This is a genomic window from Shinella sp. HZN7, assembly GCF_001652565.1.
Classification (GTDB): Bacteria; Pseudomonadota; Alphaproteobacteria; order Rhizobiales; family Rhizobiaceae; genus Shinella; species Shinella granuli.
Genome location: NZ_CP015738.1, coordinates 26,001 through 43,927 on the forward strand (window position 1 = coordinate 26,001; position 17,927 = coordinate 43,927).

Sequence of the window (17,927 nt, forward strand, 5' to 3'; positions counted from 1 at the left end):
AAGGAAAGCCCATGCGAAGCGAACTCTATATCGACGGAACTTGGAAACCCTCTAGCGACGGCAAGACCTTCGAGGTCATCAACCCGGCAACGGAGGAGGTGGTCCATCATATCGCCGCCGCCACGGCCGAGGACGTCGATCTCGCCGTGAAGGCCGCCCGTCGCGCCTTCGACGAGGGCGGCTGGCCGAAGACGACCGGCACCCAACGCGCAAGATACCTGCGCGCCATCGCCGCCGGCATCCGCGCCCGGCAGGCCGAGATAGCGCGGCTTGAAGTCATCGACAACGGCAAGCCTTTTCCGGAAGCCGATTGGGACATCGCCGATGCCGCCGGCTGCTTCGATTTCTATGCCGGCCTTGCCGAGCAGCTCGACAACGATCCGGAAGAACCGATCGCGCTCTCTGACGACCGCTTCACCTCCAGGGCGGTGCGCGAGCCGGTCGGCGTTGCCGGCGCCATCATTCCCTGGAACTATCCGCTGCTGATGGCCTCCTGGAAAGTCGCGCCCGCCCTTGCCGCCGGCTGCACCGTCGTCCTGAAGCCCGCCGAAGTCACCTCGCTCACCGCGCTGGAACTCGCCGCCGTCGCCGAGGAGGCCGGCCTGCCGCCGGGCGTGCTCAACATCGTCACCGGCGCAGGCCCCGTCGCGGGGCAGGCGATCATCGACCACAAAGGCGTCGACAAGCTCGCCTTCACCGGCTCCGGCCCGGTCGGCTCGAAGATCATGGCCGCCGCCGCCCGCGACATCAAGCGCGTCAGCCTCGAACTCGGCGGCAAGTCGCCCTTCGTCGTCTTTGACGACAGCGACATCGAGAAGGCCGTCGAATGGATCCTGTTCGGCATCTTCTGGAACCAGGGCCAGGTCTGCTCGGCCACCTCGCGTGTGCTGGTGCAGAAGGGGATCTACGAGCCGCTGATGATGCGCCTCATCGAGGAGACGAACCGCATCCGCATCGGCAACGGCCTCGACGACGGCGTGCTGCTCGGCCCGCTGGTCTCGAAGAAGCAGCACGAGCAGGTTGTCGCCGCGATCGAGGCGGCGAAGGCGGCAGGCGCCACGGTCGCGTGCGGCGGCACCCGGCCGGAGGGTTTCGACAGGGGTTACTACCTGCGCCCGACGGTTCTTGCCGATGTGCCTCTCGATAGCGCCGCCTGGACGGAGGAGATTTTCGGACCGGTCGTCTGCGTGCGCCCCTTCCGGACGGAAGAGGAGGCCGTCGCCCTTGCCAACGATTCCCGCTTCGGCCTCGCCGCCGCCGTCATGTCGGCGGACGATGCGCGCGCCGAGCGCGTGGCCAAGGCCTTCCGCGCCGGCATCGTCTGGATCAACTGCTCGCAGCCCACCTTCACCGAGGCGCCCTGGGGCGGCTACAAGGAATCCGGCATCGGCCGCGAACTCGGCCGCTGGGGTCTCGACAACTATCTGGAGACCAAGCAGATCACGAAATATGTGAGCGAAGATCCCTGGGGCTGGTACATCAATTAGGAGCCGCCGCCATGCGTTTCGAAAACGCGCTCGACCTCATGCTCGTCCATTGCCAAGGCGAACTTGGCCATGTGCTGATGAACGGCGCGCCGGAGATTCCGGGTGACACCATGCTCGACAAGATGAATCACATCAACACGGTGGACGACAGCCTGCGCCGTTTCGTCACCTTCGAGCCGCGCGCCCATGTCGCCCAGTCGGTGAACCTGCTCCTTGCGCCGGTGCGGAAGGATGCGGATGCCGGCTTCATCGTGCTCCAGGCCGACCGCGCCCATCCGATGTCCGGCAGCAATTGCATCTGCGTCGTCACCGCGCTTCTCGAAAGCGGCCGGGTGGCGATGCGGGAGCCGGAAACGGTCGTCCGCCTCGATACGCCCGCCGGCCTCGTCGTGGCGCGGGCGCGGTGCGAGGGCGGGCGCTGCCTTTCCGTCAGCCTCGACAACGTGCCGAGCTTCGCCGAACTGCTCGACCACGAGATCGACACGCCGGCATGGGGCCGCATCAAGGTCGATATCGCCTTCGGCGGCGTCTATTATGCGCTGGTCGATGTCGGGCAGATCGGCCTGACCATCGCCCCGGAAAGCGCCCGGCAGCTTGCCGAAGCCGGCATCGCGCTCAAGCAGCGTCTCGTCGATCAGGTGAAGGTGCGGCACCCGACACTGCCCGGCGTGGACGAGATCGCCTATGTCATGTTCCGCGACCATGAGCCGGACGGCGCGGTGCGCACCTGCACCACGCTCCAGCCGGGCCGGGTCGATCGCTCGCCCTGCGGCACGGGCAGTTCCGCAAACCTCGCAACGCTGTTCGCACGCAACGAGATCTCGGTGGGCGATGGCCGTATCTCGCGTTCCATCATCGGCGGAGAATTCCTGGCCGAGGCGATCGGCGAAACGCAGGTCGGCGGACGCCGGGCCGTGCTGCCGCGCATCACCGGCCGCGGCTATGTTTATGGCCGCTCGGAACTGCGCCGCGCCTCCGACGATCCGTTCGCGGCCGGTTTCGCGCTGTCGGACACCTGGGGACCGCAGGTCGATCTCCTGATTTAGGAGGTGCCCGATGGGGTGTCGGAGGACTGAACGGCATCGGCTATGTGATCGAAACTTCGCGGTTTCAGGGTCGGCTTAGGTCATGACTCACAAAAGCGAAATCGTGATCTCGCTAGTCGAGAACCACTCACGCTTGTAGGCTGTCAGATCGAACATGGAAAAGTCCGCAAGAGTAATGCATCCAGACCGGATACCATGTGGCTGAACGACCAGAAGAGAAAAAACGACACGGACGCAAAGCTCCACGGCGGCGGGCCTTGCCGCCGGCGCGATTGCCGCGGCCATCTATGCTTGGCATTGCCCGGACGACAGCCCGCTTTTCCTTGCCACCTGGTACATGATCGCCATTGCCGGCGTGACCGTTGGCGGTGCGCTTCTTGGCCGCCGTCTGCCGCGCTGGTAGCCGGCTGCTGCTTGTGCGCCTCGTCGGCGTGCTCGATCTTGCCCTTCAACTGCGGGTAGGCCGAGCTCGATTCCGTTCAGCATGGCGCCTGCGCCGTCTTTCTGTGAACCGTCGACATAATCGCTTTGCGCCTCCTCCCTTTCAGCCTAGCTTGCCGGGGAAAGGCCATGGAAGACATGGACTTTGGTGCGATTCGACCCGGGAGGACACATGACCTCGACTGAGCCCGTCTACGGGACGGTGACGTTGCTGCTGATCGCCGTTGCCGCCGTCGCGTTGCTTCTTCTGCTCATCCTGCGGTTCCGCCTGCATGCTTTCGTGGCGCTGGTGCTGGTCAGCCTGCTTACCGCGCTGGTCACGGGCATCTCCTTCCAGGACGTGGTTCCGACGCTCTTGCAGGGCTTCGGCTCGACGCTCGCCTCGGTCGCGCTCCTGGTCGGCTTCGGCGCGATGATCGGGCGGATGCTGGAGGTCTCGGGCGGCGCGCAGGTGCTTGCCGACCGGCTGATCGGGCAGTTCGGCCATGATCGCGCGCCCTTCGCCCTCGGCATCGCCTCGCTGCTGTTCGGCTTTCCGATCTTCTTCGACGCCGGGCTCGTGGTGATGCTGCCGATCATCTTCAGCGTCGCCCATCGTTTCGGCGGCTCAGTGCTGCTTTATGCACTGCCGTCGGCGGGTGCCTTCGCGGTCATGCATGCTTTCCTGCCACCCCATCCAGGCCCGGTCGCTGCGGGCGAACTGCTGGGGGCTGATATCGGCCTTCTGGTGCTGGTCGGCCTCGCCGTCGCCCTGCCGACCTGGTATCTGGGCAGCTACCTCTTCGGCCTGTGGGCCGGCAAGCGCTTCCAACTGCCGGTCCCGGAACTTCTCGGATCGCTCAGCGAGGCGGCGCATGACCGCCGCGAGCCGCCGTCCTTCGGCACGGTGATGCTTGTGCTGTTGCTGCCGCTCGTGCTGATCTTCCTCAACACCGGCCTTGGCACGCTGGTGACCGCCAAGGCGATCGACGGCGATGCTCTGTGGGTGAACATTCTGCGCATGGCCGGGCAAACGCCGGTCGCATTGCTCATCACCGTCCTCGTCGGCATGTGGACGCTCAGCGGCCAGCGCACGCTCAAGGACATGGAAAAGCTGATGGACGGGGCTCTCGGCCCGGTCTGCGGCATCATCCTCGTGACCGGGGCCGGTGGCATGTTCGGCGGCGTGCTGCGCGCAAGCGGCATCGGCCAGGCGCTCGCCGGCAGCCTGGAGGCTGTCGGCATGCCGCTGATCGTCGCCGCCTTCCTCATCTCCACCGCGCTGCGCGTGGCGCAAGGCTCGGCCACCGTGGCGTTGACCACGACGGCGGGCCTTCTCGCCCCCACCGTCGCCGCGACGACGGGGCTGAGCTCCTTCGACCTGTGCTTCCTCGTCATAGCCATTGCCTGCGGCGCGACGGTGCTGAGCCACGTGAACGATTCCGGCTTCTGGCTGGTCGGCCGCTTCCTCCAGATGGACGAACGGACCACGCTCCAGACCTGGACCGTGATGGAAACCCTGCTCGGCATCATCGGCTTTGCCTTCGCCCTTGTGGGATGGTGGATACTATGAGCGGAGAGCTGCATCATATCGTGGTGATGGGCGTTTCCGGCAGCGGCAAGACCACTGTCGGGGAAGCGCTTGCCGAAAGGCTCGGCTGGCGTTTCATCGAGGGCGACAGCTTCCATCCCCCGGAGAACGTGGCCAAGATGTCGGCCGGCATTCCGCTCGACGACAACGATCGTATTCCATGGCTGAAGGCGCTGGCGGCGGAGATCGCCAGGGATGAGGCGGCCGGCCGGCCCTCCGTGCTCGGATGCTCCGCGCTGAAGCGCGCCTATCGCGATATCCTGCGCAGTGGCGCGCCACGCGTGCGCTTCGTGCATGTCCACGGCGATCGCGCCGTGCTGGCCGATCGGCTTTCGCACCGCGCCGGGCATTTCTTCCCCGCCTCCCTGCTCGACTCGCAGCTCGCGACGCTCGAACCGCTTGGCCCGGATGAAGACGGCGTGGTCGTCGACGTGGCGCTTTCGACGACCGAACAGGTCGACATCGCAATGCGGGAACTCGGCTACTGACACGACTTCGGCAGGTGGCATGAGCGGTGGAGGTCTACGTGGATCCCATCTCCACCGCGACACGGCGAATTGCTCCAGAAACATCGACTGTAGTCCGCCCGGCAACCAGTTCTCGCGCATGGTGATGCCGACCGTACGCATTCGGAGCCGCTGCCGCACATTTTCGCTGACGGGGATGCAACGCAAGAGCCCCTCCCTCGAAGCGCGGCTCCCATGTCTTCTTCTGTTCGAAATATCCTTGTTGAGCTTTCCGCTCGGGCCTCTCTTGCGGCCTCGTCTTTTCGCCCGGCGAACCAGTTGGCCAGCAGCGCGCCCGAGATGTCGTGCCAGACACTGAAGATGGCGCTGGGAACGGCGGCGAGCGCGAGAAATGGGTGGTGACCAGCGCCGCGCCCAGGCCCGAATTCTGCATGCCGACCTCGATGGCGATCGCCTTGCGCTTGGCAAGCGTCAGGCCGATGGCCTTCGCCGCAAAGAAGCCGAGCAGGTAGCCGAGCCCGTCGTGAGCACGACGACCGGGTTTATGTTTTTACCGATAGTCCCGTGCTTGGCATCGTGGTCGCCACCTTCAGGATCGCTTCGGCCGCGCGCTTCACGCCGGCGGCCTTCTGCATGCTGATCGCATTGTCCTTTAGCCTCGCCCGCATCGCCGCATCATCCATCAGGCTGGTGATGGCGCTTGCCAGCTCGTTCTCGCTCCAGCCATAGCGGTCGAGGTGCAGGCCGACGCCGGTTTCTTCGGCGCGGCGGGCATTGTCGTGACCATCCCAGCAATAGGGCATGATGATCGATGGCGTGCCGAAATAAAGCGCCTCGCAGAAGGAGTTGTTGCCGCCGTGGTGGATGAACAGGCTTGCCTGCTCGACCACGGAAGGCTGCGGAAACCAGTCGTCGATGAAGACATTGTCCGGCACATCGCGATAATCGTCGCGCCAGTGGCCGGCGTTGATGAGAAAACGGTAGGGCAGTTTCGAGAAGGTCTCGATCATCCGCTTGATCATTGCCACGTCCATGGCGCCGAGCGAGCCGAAGCTGATGAGCGCCAGCGGCGCTTCATTGTGGCTGGCGAAGCGGGGCGAGACATAGGGCGCCTCATGCCGCACGCAGCCGTCGAGAAAGACGAAAAGCTCCTCATCCAGCACGTTACGGCGCTTGCGGCGAATGATTTTCGGCGCCAGCAGCAGGTTGAGATAGGGCGACGGCTCGAGAAAAACTGACGTTGGCGGTGGACGCAAGCCCGACTGGCCGAGAAAAGCGGAAAACCGCCGGTGGGCGGAAGCCGTCACCTCGCGGTATCGCGCGGAAAACCGCTCCCATTCCTCGCCCGGCGTTTCGCTGCAGCCGGAGAGATAGGGCGGCACGCGCGGATCGGGAATTTCGGTTTCGGCGCAGGAGACGACGCGGACCCAAGGTACGCCGGCATTGGCGATCGCCGGAAACATCACGACATTATCGAGCACGATCACATCCGGCTTCAGCCGGGCCACAAGTTGCCTGAGCGGCTCTTCCACCCGGATCGCCGTATCGACGATCGCATCCCAGGTCGGGCCGACATAGCTTTGCAATTGATCGAACGGACTCTGGCGGAAGGCGTCCTGATGGCGCTCGATGAAATCGTTCCAGTCGGTCGCGGGTGCGGACGTATCGTCGCCGAGCTGGTATTCGCCAAAGCCGTATTCGGTAAAGACGCCGCTGAAACCGGGATGACAAATGAAAACGGGGCGGTGGCCCATGCGCCTCAGTTCCTGGGCGATACCCACACAGTTCAGCGCTGCGCCGTAGCTTGCTTCCGGAAAGAGGGCGATGGTCTTTGCTGGCGCCATGGAGGATCAACGCACGACGAGCTTGAAGGCGGGAGGAACGCCACGGCCGGCCAGCCGTGGGCGCTGCGATTGGGAGAGCTGTATATGCACACGCATGAGATCGGCCGCAAGCTCCATCTGGCCGCGCTCGATCTGCTCGAGAATCTGGATATGCTCGAGGTTGGACTGCATCAGCCGGAAGGCGTTGACATGGCCGGCCGGCGGGCTGGCGCGGCGGCGGCGGTGATGGTTGGTAAGCGTCTCCGCCATGAAGGGATTGCCGCAGGAGCGCGCGATCAACAGGTGGAAATCGTAGTCCGTGCGGTCGAAAAGTTTGCGGTCGAAATTCGTCTCGTTCATCCCGCGCAGGATCAGCATTGACTGGCGCAGCGCCGTCATCGCCGGAATATCGCGCTTGAACTCCGGCAGGGTCAGCGCGAGTGGTTCGGTCGCAAGGCGGAACTCGTAGCTTTTCGCCGCCGCATCGCCACTGATGGCGAAGTGCTTCAGCAGCCATTGCTGGCCGGCACCGCGTTCGGCCAGATTTTCCTCCGCCAGTTTCACAAACGCATTTTGTACCGTCTGGCGTGAGACGTCATAGCGGCGCTGAAGCGCGGCGACGGTCTGGCTTTCGGCAATGCGTCCGGCGGCGAGATCACGCAGGATCGCGGCATAGACTTCACTCTCGCCATCGCCTTCTGCCGTGTCTTCAAGGCGCGCAATGGCGGCGGGATCGACGGCGAGCAGATAGCCGCCCTCGGCATCCGCCGTCACAAGCTCTCGCTCGGCAAGAATCTGCAAAGCCTTGCGGATCGGGGTTCTCGAGACGTTGCAGAGCGAGGCGAGCGCCTGTTCGGCCAGCCGCTCGCCGGGCGCCATGCCGCGCTCGCCGGCGACATCCAGTATTTTTTGCGCCAGTTCGACATGGCGGAAATTGGTCCGTTTCGGCTCCGGGGTCATGGCTCGCCTCTGCCCTCCATTGCCGTGCATGCTGCCCTTTGAGCATTCGTCGCGCAAGTCCGGAAATGCGCGGACCGCAAAAATGCATCCACCCTATTGACGTATTTTTTTTATAAATAATACTTCCATGCGACAGGGAATGAGACCGGAGAACCGGCGCGCCCGTCGAAGAGGTTGGAACAACGTAAAACAAGGGAGTCTTCCGTGACCGTGAAGAACCGACTGACTGCGACCTGCGCGGCCGCGGCGCTTGTCGCCGCATGTCTTGCGACGGGCGCGGCTTCCGCCGCCGATCTCGTCATCTCGAACTGGGATGGCTACATGGCCCCTGACATCGCCGAACAATTCAAGGCCGCGACCGGGCTGGAGATCGAGGTGGTCAACCACGCCACCAACGAAGAGGTGATGGGCAAGTTGATGGCGAGCGGCGGCAAGGGCTACGACGTCGTTTTCGTCTCCTCACCCTTCGCCGAAATCCTCAACGGGCAAGGGCTCGCCGAGCCGATCGACAAGGCGGCCGTGCCGAACCTCGCCAATCTCTATCCGGAAGCCACGACGCTCGCCTATGATCCGGGCAACACGTTTTCCGTGCCCTATACCTGGGGCTCGACGGGCCTCTGCTACCGCTCCGACCTCGTGGAAGGTACGCCAGACAGCTGGCTGAACCTGCTCCAGCCGGTGGATGCGCTGAAGGGCAAGACGACGATGCTCGCCACCGACCGCTGGCTGATGGCGGCGGGCGAGCTCGCCAAGGGGTTTTCCGTCAACGAGAAGGATCCGGCCAGGCTCGAAGAGGTGAAGACCCTGCTCATCGAGGCGAAGAAGACGCTGCTCGCCTATGACGACACGACCTTCTATTCCAAGCTCGTTTCCGGCGAGGCCTCGCTGGTGCATGCCTGGGACGGCTGGTGCAACTACGGCATCGGCGAGAACAAGGACATCAAGTTCGTCGTGCCGAAGGAAGGCTCCGACCTCTGGATCGACACGATCGTCGTCCTGAAAAGCTCGGAGAAGAAGGATGCGGCGATGAAGTTCATCAACTTCATCCTCGATGCCAAGAATCACGCCTGGGCCGCGCAGAACATCCTCTACAAGGTGCCGAACAAGGCCGCGATGGAAAGCCTCGACAAGGCGCTGTCCGAGCAATACCCGAACATGGCCATGGCGCCTGCGGACCTCGTCAAATACGAGCTGCTGCGCGACCTCGGGACAGCGCAGAAGGACTATTCGCGCATCGTGAGCGAGATCAAGGCCGCGAACTGAACGCGGCTCCTTCCCGTGGCGACTGGGAGGCGGCCCGCCGCCACGGGCAATTTTCTTCCTGAAATCCTTTATGCGCGAACGCTGTGACGGCCCCCCGTGGGAGTAAAGCCTTGTCCTTCAATGCCACCAGACCGACCCTGCTCGCCGCGCCCGGTGTCGCCTGGCTCGTCGCCTTCATGGTGGTGCCGTGCCTGCTGGTGCTGAGCTATGCCTTCTTCGAGCGCGGCGTCTGGGGCGGCGTCGAATACACGTTCACACTGGAGAATTTCGCCCGCGTCGCCGATCCGCTCTATGCGAAGATCTTTCTCAATTCCGCGCGCATCGCCTTGACGGCGACGGTGGTGGCGATCCTCATCGCCTATCCGGCGGCTTACGCGATTTCGCGGGCGCCAAGGATGTCGCAGCCGATCCTGCTGTTCTTCGCCGTGCTGCCCTTCTGGAGCAATTACCTGATCCGCACCTATGCGTGGATCGTGCTGCTGAACCGCGAGGGCCTGATCAACAACCTGCTGCGCTCGCTTGGCTACACAGGCGAGCCGCTGTCGATGCTCTATACCGAGAGCGCCGTCATCACCGGTCTCGTCTACAATTATCTGCCCTTCGTCATCCTCGCGATCTATTCCACGCTGTCGCGGCTGAACCCGGAGCTGATGGAGGCGTCGCGCGATCTCGGCGCCGGCCCCGTCCGCACCTTCCTGCGCGTCACGCTGCCGCTGACCCTGCCCGGCGTGGCGGCGGGCGGCGTCTTCGTCTTCGTGCTCTCCATCGGCAATTTCGTGACGCCCGCGCTGCTCGGCGGCGGGCGGTTCCAGATGGTCGGCAACCTCGTCTACGACCAGTTCCTGACGGCGAACGACTGGCCCTTCGGCGCAGCCCTCGGCGCGGCGCTGATCCTCACCATGATCGTGCTGCTCCTGTTGCAGGCCCGCGCCACGGCCCATGCCAGCGGCGAGCGCAAAGGGGAGGCGGCGCAATGAACGCGACGCTTTCCAGCAAGTTGCCGGGGCGCGTCGTGCTGCTCTTGGTCTTCGGCTTCCTCTATCTGCCGATCGCCGTGCTGGTGCTGCTGTCCTTCAACGACAGCGGCCTGCCGACCTCGTGGTCCGGCTTCTCCACCCGCTGGTACGGCGCGCTGCTTTCCAACACGGACATCCTGCGCGCCGCTGGCAACACGTTCATCGTCGCCGTCTTCGCGACCGTCATCTCCACCGTACTCGGCACGCTTTTGGCGCTCGGCATGGAGACGCGGCGCCGCAAGAGCAACGGTCTCGAAGCGCTCGCCTTCGCGCCGATGGTCATCCCCGACATCGTGCTCGCCGTGGCGCTGCTCACCTTCTTCTCGCGTCTCGGCCTGACGATGGGCTTGCACACCATCGTCATCAGCCATGTCATCTTCGACCTCGCCTTCGTCTGCTCGGTCGTGCGCGCCCGGCTGAAGCATTTCGATTTTTCCATCGTCGAGGCCTCGCGCGATCTCGGGGCGTCGGGCTGGACGACCTTCTGGCGCGTCACCTTCCCGGTGCTGCTGCCGTCCATCGTCGCCGGTGCGCTGCTCGCCTTCACGCTTTCTGTCGACGAGTTCATCATCGCCTTCTTCACGGCCGGCGCCGGGCGCTCGTCCATCACCCTCCCCATGCAGATCTATTCGATGATCCGCTTCGGCATCACGCCCGAGGTCAACGCGCTCGCCACCATCGTCATGGGCGTCAGCGCGACGGCGCTCCTGATCTCGCAATGGCTCAACAGACAACAGCAGGTCCCATGAACGCATCCAGCAATCCGATCCTGCGCATCGAGGGTGTCGGCAAGGCGTTCGGGCCGGTGACGGCCGTCGACGATGTCACGCTCGATATCCGCGAGAACGAATTCTTCGCGCTGCTCGGCCCCTCCGGCTGCGGCAAGACCACGCTGCTGCGCATGCTCGCCGGCTTCGAGAGCCCGAATGCCGGCCGCATCCTGCTTGAGGGCAAGGATATTTCCCCGTTGCCGCCGGAAAAGCGGCCGCTCAACCTGATGTTCCAGTCCTATGCGCTCTTTCCGCATATGACGGTCAGGCAGAACCTCTCCTACGGCCTCGAAATGGAGCGGCTTGCCAGGACGGAAATCCGCCGCCGCGTCGACGAGACCATGGCCACGACGGACCTCACGCAATTTGCCGACCGCAAGCCCGAACAGCTTTCCGGCGGCCAGAAGCAGCGTGTTGCGCTCGCCCGCGCCCTGGTGAAGCGCCCGAAAGTGCTGTTGCTCGACGAACCGCTCGGCGCGCTCGACAAGAAGCTGCGCGAGAAGATGCAGCTTGAACTCAAGCGCATGCAGAACGAAGTAGGCATCACCTTCGTCATCGTCACGCACGACCAGGAGGAAGCGCTCGTCATGGCTGACCGCATGGCGATCCTCAAGGACGGCCGCCTCTTGCAGGTCGGCGCGCCGGAGGACGTCTATGAGCGCCCCGCCGACCGCTTCGTCGCCAACTTCATCGGCGTCATGAATTTCATCGACGGCAAGGTCGGGGTCGATGGTCTCTTCGTCGCGGAAGGTCTGCAGGTGAAGGCATCGGGCAATGCCGGCTCCGCGACGCTCGCCGTGCGACCGGAAAACATCGCCATCGGCCCGCCCGGCGACCTGCCGGTGTCCGGCGCCGTCGTCGATATCGCCTATCACGGCCTCGACCGCGTTCTGCACGTCAAGACGACCGCGAGTGCAACGCCGCTTCAGGTCCGCATTCCCGCGAGCGGGGCGGGCAACTGGAAGATCGGCGATGCGCTGAGCCTCAAGATCGATCCGGCGAGATGCCGGCTCTTCCAATGAATAAAGAGGGGAATACCATGTCCAAGACCATCGCATTCTTCCCGGAAGCGGCCTTTGGCCCGGCGCTGAACTCGGTCGGCATCGCGCAGGCCGTCGAAGCGCTCGGCCACAAGGCCGTCTTCCTCTCCGACCCCGGCTTCGTTTCGGTCTATGAGGGCTACGGTTTCGAGGCACATGCCGTGAACCTTTCCGAACCCATGCCGCCGGAGCAGATGGCGAAGTTCTGGGAGGATTTCATCAACGGCCACATCCCGAATTTTCGTAAATCTCCCTACGACCAGGTCGACAACTACGTGAAGGATTGCTGGACGGCGATCGTCGACAGCGCAAAATGGGCGCAGAAAGACCTGCCGGGCGTGCTGGCGAAGATCAAGCCGGACCTCATCTGCGTCGACAACGTCATCCTCTTCCCTGCGATCAAGCAATACGGCACGCCTTGGGTGCGCATCATCTCCTGCTCGGAAAACGAGATCGAGGACCCGAAAATCCCGCCGCATCTTTCCGGCTGCGGTGAGAAGGATTTCGCCTGCCACGCCGCCTATCGCGACCATTTCAACGACGTCATCAAGCCGATCCATGACGATTTCAACGGTTTCCTTGCCGAGAATAACGAGGCGCCCTATCCGATCGGCCAGTTTTTCGAAGCCTCGCCCTTCATGAACCTGCTGCTTTACCCGGAGCCGGTGAAGTTCGAGCGCGAGCATCCGCTCGATCCGAAACAGTTCCAGTATCTCGAGGGCTGCGTTCGCAAGGAGAAGCCCTACGAGGTGCCGACCTTTGCCGAGAACAACGACAAGCCGCTGATCTACATTTCCTTCGGCTCGCTGGGGGCAGGGGATACGGACCTCCTGAAGCGCCTGATCACGACCATCGGCAAGCTGCCCTATCGCGCGCTCGTCAATGTCGGCGACTACAAGGATCAGTACGAGAACCTGCCCGGCAACGTCATCGTCGACAGTTGGTTCCCGCAGCCTTCGGTCATCCCGCAGGTCGATGCGGCCATCCACCACGGCGGCAACAATTCGTTCACGGAGTGCCTCTATTTCGGCAAGCCGGCGATCATCATGCCCTATGTCTGGGATGGTCACGACAATGCGACGCGCGTCGACGAGACCGGCCACGGCTTCAAGATGCCGCGTTACGACTGGACGGATGCCGGCCTTGCGGCAAAACTCGACGCCTGCATCAACAATTCGACCATGAAGACGCGCCTTGCCGCCACCAGCGCCCATATGCAGGCCCGCAACGGCCCGAAGAAGGCCGCGGGCATTCTCGACGACCTCGTGAAGACGGGCGCCTACAATGGTTGAGACGACGAAAGCATCCGCCCCGCACATCCATAACGCGACGACCTTTTCCGACCTCGTCGACTGGGGCGGCCAGCCGGACAGCCTGGAGGGCCAGTCTCACTCCTCGGGTCGTCTCGTCTTCAAGGGGCCGAACAACCAGCCGGAATCCGGCATCTGGGTCTGCACGCCCGGCCGCTGGCGGCTGTCCATCCCACGGGACGAATTCTGTCATTTCGTGGCCGGCCGGGCGGTGTATCGCTCGGACGAAGGCGAGGTGGTCGAGGTCGAACCGGGCACGGTCGTTATGTTCCCCGGCGGCTGGACCGGCGAATGCACCGTCATCGAGACCATGCGCAACATCTACATGCTGGTCTGACGTAAAGAGAAAATGAAAGGAAATATCCCATGACCGCGACACCCCTGATGCGCAAGCCGCTGGAAGAGACCGACCTCAAGGACTGGGGCGTGATTCCCACCATGATCGAGGGCGAGAGCCGCACCTCCGGCAAGGTCATCTACAAGGGCCCGAACGGCGAATCCGAAAGCGGCCTATGGATTTGCACGCCGGGAAAGTGGTTCTGCCACGTCACCAGCGACGAGTTCTGCCACTTCCTCGAAGGCCGCTGCACCTATGTCCATGAAAGCGGTGAGGTGATCGAGATCACGCCGGATACCGCCGCCTTCTTCCCGAAGGACTGGAAGGGTGAATGCACGGTCCATGAGACCGTGAAGAAGGTCTACATGATCCGCTGAAGGCATATTTTCCCCTCACCCCGCAAGCGGGGAGAGCGAGACGAAACGCTGCGGCTTGTCCCTTTTCCCCGCTTGCGGGGAGAAGGTGCCGGCAGGCGGATGAGAGGCCGTCGCCCGGTTCTCCAGAACACCAAGGAAGTATTGCCATGTTCAACCCCGCCGAACCCGTGTTCTACCGGCACCCGGCCTACGTCCCGAGCAAGGGCGCCCGCCATGCCGTGATCGATCCCGCAACGCTCGCCACCGTCGGCACCATCGCCGACACTGCGCTCGACGACATGGAGGCCGTGCTCGATGCCGCCACCGTGGCGCAGCGGGACTGGAAACGGCTCGACGCCAAGACACGCGCGACCATCCTTCACCGCATCGCCAACCGCATCGAGGCAACAGACATGCGCCGCTGCGCTGAACTGATGTCGCGCGAGATGGGCAAGCCCTATCCGGAGGCGATCGGCGAGGTGGCCAACTGCGCGGGCGCCTTCCGCTATTTCGCGGAAATGGCGCGCGACGAGGGCGGCAAGGTGGCGGGCACCACGCAGGCCGGCTCCTTCCAACATGCGCGCTACGAGGCGCTCGGCGTGAGCGTGCATATCATGCCGTTCAATTTCCCGGTCCTCCTGATGTGCTGGACGGTCGCTGCGTCGCTCGCCTCGGGCAATGCGTGCATCATCAAGCCGGCGCCCGCGACGACGCTCTCCACGCTGGAATTCATGCGGGTCTTCGAGGCCTTGCCGGATGGCCTGATCGCCTGCCTGCCGGGCGGTGTCGAGCTGAGCAGCGCGCTCATCGCCTCGCCGAAGACTCACGCCGTTGCGTTCACTGGCTCAGTTGCCGCCGGCAAGGCCGTGGCGATGGCCGCCGCGGCGCAGATGAAGCCGGCTGTCATCGAGGCGGGCGGTTCGGACCCGATGATCATCACGGCCCACGCGCCGCTCGATGTGGCCGCGGCCGGTGCCGTCACCGCCGCCTTTCACATGTCCGGCCAGGTCTGCACCTCGGCCGAGCGGTTTTTCGTCGTCGATGCGGTGCATGACGCGTTCGTCGCAAAGTTCGCTATCGAGACGAAGCGTCTGCGCATCGGCAACGGTCTCACGCGCGCTGAAATAGGTCCGCTTGTCAGCGAGGCGGCGCGTACAAAGGTCATCCGGTTGGTCGAGGATGCCAAGGCGATGGGAGCGACGGTGGTGCTGGGCGGGAAGATCCCGGACACTGAGCCGACCGGCTGGTTCTACGAGCCGACCATCCTTGTCAATTGCACACCCGACATGGCGATCATGAACGAAGAGTGCTTCGGTCCTGTCGCCGCTATCATGCGCGTCAAGGATTTCGACGAGGCGATCGAACGGGCCAATGACAGCGAATTCGGCCTCGGCGCCTCTGTCTTTACCACCTCACTCGAAGAAGCGATGGAGGCGGCGGACCGGCTTGAGGCCGGCATGGTCTGGGTCAACAACCCGCTGATCGACAACGACGCGTTGCCCTTCGGGGGCTGGAAGAAATCCGGCCTCGGACGGGAGCTTTCAAAGCTCGGCCTCGATGCCTTCCGCCGCTCGAAAATGGTCATCATCGACCATAAACCGGTGATCCAGGGCTGGTGGTATCCCTATCCGGACGACTGGTTCTTCGACGCGGAGGGGCGCAAGCATGTGTGAGGTTCATCCCTCGCTCGCCGGCATCCTTCGGCGCACCGCCGAGGGAGGTCAGCCAGCCATCGGCGCAATGAAAGCGCGCACTCCTTCCCGACGTCTGGCCAGCGTCGAAGACATTGTTCATGCTGTGCTGTTTTTGATGAACAATCGGGCGGCAAATGGTATCGCCTTGGAACTCGATGGCGGTATTCGTAGAACATCTACGTCCAGCTCTCAAACACGGGCAAGAATCCGCTCATCCTGCTTGCTCGGTCTGGTCCCGAAAGAAGCGGGGATGGCAGCCGACAGGGCCCTGGCTGATTGCCAATCTGGAACGCTGCGGTTTGCCGAAGCGTCAGGCCGGCGACAGTCATCGCGGGAAGAGGCATCGGCGCCCAACGAGGGCGCCTACTTGCAGTAGCGGACGTCATCAATGAAGCGGTGTGCCGCCCTGGATGCTGCTTTTGACAACGGGAGGGGTCGGTTTGACACTTCTCACTTCGACGATCTTCGAAGCACATCGATGAAGGCTCTGAGCTTGGGCGCCTGCGAGGCATATCGGGGAAAATAGAGGAAAAGACCGGGCTCCTCGATGCTGGCCGCCGGAAGCACCTGCCTGAGCCGACCCGTCCGAAGATCCTCCCGGACAAGGGGCTCGAAGAGATAGGCGATGCCGATATTTTCCAGAGCCAGGTCGCGCGCGTGAAGGGAATCGGTGACACGCACGGTGCCACTGACCTCGACCGAGACATCCTGCCCTTTCTCCTGCAAGTCCCAAGCATAGGCGGCAGCAGACGATATCAGCCGGTAGCCGATGCAGTTGTGGCGGGAGAGATCGGCGATGGAGTGCGGTACGCCTCGCTCCTCGAGATAGGCAGGCGACGCGACCATGATCGCCATGAACGGTTTCGTCAGGCGGACCGCCACCATGTCCTGCGCGATCATTTCGCCCAGCCGCACGCCGGCATCGAAGCCGGCGGCGACAATGTCAACCAGTCCTTCGTCGGAGGTCACCTCGATCGTCAGGTCCGGATAGAGCCGGCTCATCTCGATGATCGCCGGCGTGATTGCGAGCGGCAGGGCGAGGCGTGGAACGTTGATGCGAAGCACACCTGCCACCTGACCCTTGGCGGATCGAACCCGTTCAACGCTTTCCTCGACCGTGGCCAGTGCCGGGCCGACGGAAGCGACGAAATCGGCACCGGCCTCGGTCAAAGCCACGCTGCGGGTCGTGCGCGCAAAAAGCGGCTGGCCAAGGCGTTCCTCGACGGACCTCACCGCATGGCTCACGGCGGACGGGCTCATGTTGAGCGCAGCGGCAGCCGCGGCAAAGCCACCGCGCCGGGCGACGGTCAGGACAACGGGAAAATGGGCCAGCAAGTCGCGATCCATTCATGCATGATATCGAATAACGCTGTCGATTTGAACCATCTAGCCGCCTGATCATCCGAAAGCCAAAATGCGGCCAGTCTTCAACTGATCGGATCGATATCTCCATGACCCAGACCTGGTTCATCACCGGCGCGTCCTCCGGCTTCGGCCGCGCCTTCGCCGACCATGCCCTGAAGCAGGGCCACAATGTCGTCGCCACCGCCCGGCGCGTGTCCTCGCTGGAGGACATCGTCGCCAAGGCACCGGGACGGGCATTGGCCCTTGCGCTCGACGTGGCCAGCACGAACGACGCGCAAGCCGCCGTCGATGCGGCCGTCACCCGTTTCGGTCGCATCGACGTGCTGATCAACAATGCCGGATACGGCGTGGTCGGTGCATTCGAGGAGACTCCGGACGACGAATTGCGGATGCTGATGGAAACGAACTTCTTCGGCGCGATGAACGTCACCCGCGTGGCGCTGCCGATATTGCGTGCCCAGCGCAGCGGCGCCATCGTCAACATCTCCAGCCTTGGCGGACAACTCTCCTTCGCGGGCTTCAGCGCCTATTCGGCGGCGAAGTTTGCCCTGGAGGGCGCAAGCGAAGCCCTGGCACAGGAGCTGAAGCCCTTCGGTGTGAAGGTGTTGATCGTCGAGCCCGGCCAGTTCCGGACCAATCTGGCCGGGCCGAGCATGCGCCATATGCCTCGGATGGATGTCTATCGCGATGTCGTCGGCGGCACGCGCCAGTTCGTACACGACATGCACGGCACCCAGCCGGGTGATCCGCTGAAGGCCGCAGCCGCTATCGAGAGAGCGCTCCATGCTCCCGAGACGCCGCTGCGGCTGCAACTGGGTGCCGACGCGGTCGACGCCGTTCGAGACCATTCCACCACGCTCCTCAAGGATCTCGCAACCTGGGAGGCGCTTGCCCGCGATACGATCTTCGACGCGGCCTGACCCCGGTCAGAACGGAAGAGGAGCCATCCATGCCACGCTGCCGGCCGTAACTGAGGAAATTC

Annotated in this window: 17 protein-coding genes and 1 pseudogene; 14 read left to right on the forward strand and 4 right to left on the reverse strand. The window is 63.8% G+C overall.

Going from position 1 to position 17,927, the window contains the following annotated elements:
• Window positions 1–11: 11 nt before the first annotated feature.
• The 5 genes from shn_RS25370 (at window position 12) to shn_RS25390 (ending at window position 5,032) form a co-directional block, all read left to right on the forward strand.
• Entirely contained in the window at window positions 12–1,487 is a 1,476-nt protein-coding gene (locus shn_RS25370; protein WP_064333330.1) for an aldehyde dehydrogenase family protein, read from the forward strand.
• An 11-nt stretch (window positions 1,488–1,498) separates the two neighbouring features.
• Entirely contained in the window at window positions 1,499–2,533 is a 1,035-nt protein-coding gene (locus shn_RS25375) for a proline racemase family protein (protein WP_064333331.1), read from the forward strand.
• A 283-nt stretch (window positions 2,534–2,816) separates the two neighbouring features.
• A complete protein-coding gene (locus tag shn_RS35215) occupies window positions 2,817–2,936 on the forward strand; it encodes an NrsF family protein (protein ID WP_371328625.1) in 120 nt (39 codons plus the stop codon).
• 210 nt (window positions 2,937–3,146) lie between these two features.
• On the forward strand, window positions 3,147–4,526 hold the full coding sequence (locus tag shn_RS25385; protein ID WP_064333333.1) for a GntP family permease: 1,380 nt from the start codon (window positions 3,147–3,149) through the stop codon (window positions 4,524–4,526).
• Window positions 4,523–5,032, forward strand: a complete 510-nt coding sequence (locus shn_RS25390; protein WP_064333334.1) for a gluconokinase — start codon at window positions 4,523–4,525, stop codon at window positions 5,030–5,032. Before shn_RS25385 ends, shn_RS25390 begins: the two co-directional genes overlap by 4 nt.
• A 266-nt stretch (window positions 5,033–5,298) precedes the next feature.
• Here shn_RS25390 and shn_RS37185 read toward each other — a convergent pair.
• The 3 genes and pseudogenes from shn_RS37185 to shn_RS25400 all read right to left on the reverse strand — a co-directional run.
• A pseudogene (locus tag shn_RS37185) lies at window positions 5,299–5,537 on the reverse strand (bile acid:sodium symporter family protein); the annotation flags it as partial.
• Between the two features lie 16 nt (window positions 5,538–5,553).
• On the reverse strand, window positions 5,554–6,855 hold the full coding sequence (locus tag shn_RS25395) for a glycosyltransferase (RefSeq protein ID WP_064333335.1): 1,302 nt from the start codon (window positions 6,853–6,855) through the stop codon (window positions 5,554–5,556).
• A gap of 6 nt (window positions 6,856–6,861) precedes the next feature.
• Window positions 6,862–7,794 (reverse strand): GntR family transcriptional regulator, encoded by a 933-nt coding sequence (locus shn_RS25400; RefSeq protein WP_064333336.1) that lies wholly within the window; start codon window positions 7,792–7,794, stop codon window positions 6,862–6,864.
• 222 nt (window positions 7,795–8,016) lie between these two features.
• Between shn_RS25400 and shn_RS25405 the strand changes: the two genes are divergently transcribed.
• From shn_RS25405 to shn_RS25440, 8 genes are all read left to right on the forward strand, one after another.
• Complete coding sequence (locus shn_RS25405; protein ID WP_145926072.1) at window positions 8,017–9,057, forward strand: spermidine/putrescine ABC transporter substrate-binding protein; 1,041 nt, start codon at window positions 8,017–8,019, stop codon at window positions 9,055–9,057.
• A 176-nt stretch (window positions 9,058–9,233) separates the two neighbouring features.
• Window positions 9,234–10,034, forward strand: coding sequence for an ABC transporter permease (locus tag shn_RS25410; protein ID WP_064333644.1), 801 nt, complete (start codon window positions 9,234–9,236; stop codon window positions 10,032–10,034).
• Complete coding sequence (locus tag shn_RS25415) at window positions 10,031–10,822, forward strand: ABC transporter permease (protein WP_064333338.1); 792 nt, start codon at window positions 10,031–10,033, stop codon at window positions 10,820–10,822. Before shn_RS25410 ends, shn_RS25415 begins: the two co-directional genes overlap by 4 nt.
• A complete protein-coding gene (locus shn_RS25420; RefSeq protein WP_064333339.1) occupies window positions 10,819–11,865 on the forward strand; it encodes an ABC transporter ATP-binding protein in 1,047 nt (348 codons plus the stop codon). The genes shn_RS25415 and shn_RS25420 overlap by 4 nt, the downstream gene beginning before the upstream one ends.
• A 17-nt stretch (window positions 11,866–11,882) precedes the next feature.
• A complete protein-coding gene (locus shn_RS25425; protein WP_064333340.1) occupies window positions 11,883–13,175 on the forward strand; it encodes a glycosyltransferase in 1,293 nt (430 codons plus the stop codon).
• Entirely contained in the window at window positions 13,168–13,530 is a 363-nt protein-coding gene (locus shn_RS25430) for a cupin domain-containing protein (protein WP_064333341.1), read from the forward strand. Before shn_RS25425 ends, shn_RS25430 begins: the two co-directional genes overlap by 8 nt.
• Before the next feature lie 29 nt (window positions 13,531–13,559).
• A complete protein-coding gene (locus shn_RS25435) occupies window positions 13,560–13,907 on the forward strand; it encodes a cupin domain-containing protein (RefSeq protein WP_064333342.1) in 348 nt (115 codons plus the stop codon).
• Window positions 13,908–14,053: 146 nt separating this feature from the next.
• Entirely contained in the window at window positions 14,054–15,559 is a 1,506-nt protein-coding gene (locus shn_RS25440) for an aldehyde dehydrogenase (protein ID WP_064333343.1), read from the forward strand.
• A 471-nt stretch (window positions 15,560–16,030) separates the two neighbouring features.
• Here the strand turns inward: shn_RS25440 and shn_RS25445 are convergent, their stop codons facing one another.
• A complete protein-coding gene (locus shn_RS25445) occupies window positions 16,031–16,927 on the reverse strand; it encodes a LysR substrate-binding domain-containing protein (RefSeq protein WP_064333344.1) in 897 nt (298 codons plus the stop codon).
• A 104-nt stretch (window positions 16,928–17,031) separates the two neighbouring features.
• On the opposite strand from shn_RS25445, the gene shn_RS25450 reads away from it, so the two are divergent.
• Window positions 17,032–17,865, forward strand: coding sequence for an oxidoreductase (locus shn_RS25450; RefSeq protein WP_064333345.1), 834 nt, complete (start codon window positions 17,032–17,034; stop codon window positions 17,863–17,865).
• Window positions 17,866–17,927 lie beyond the last annotated feature (62 nt).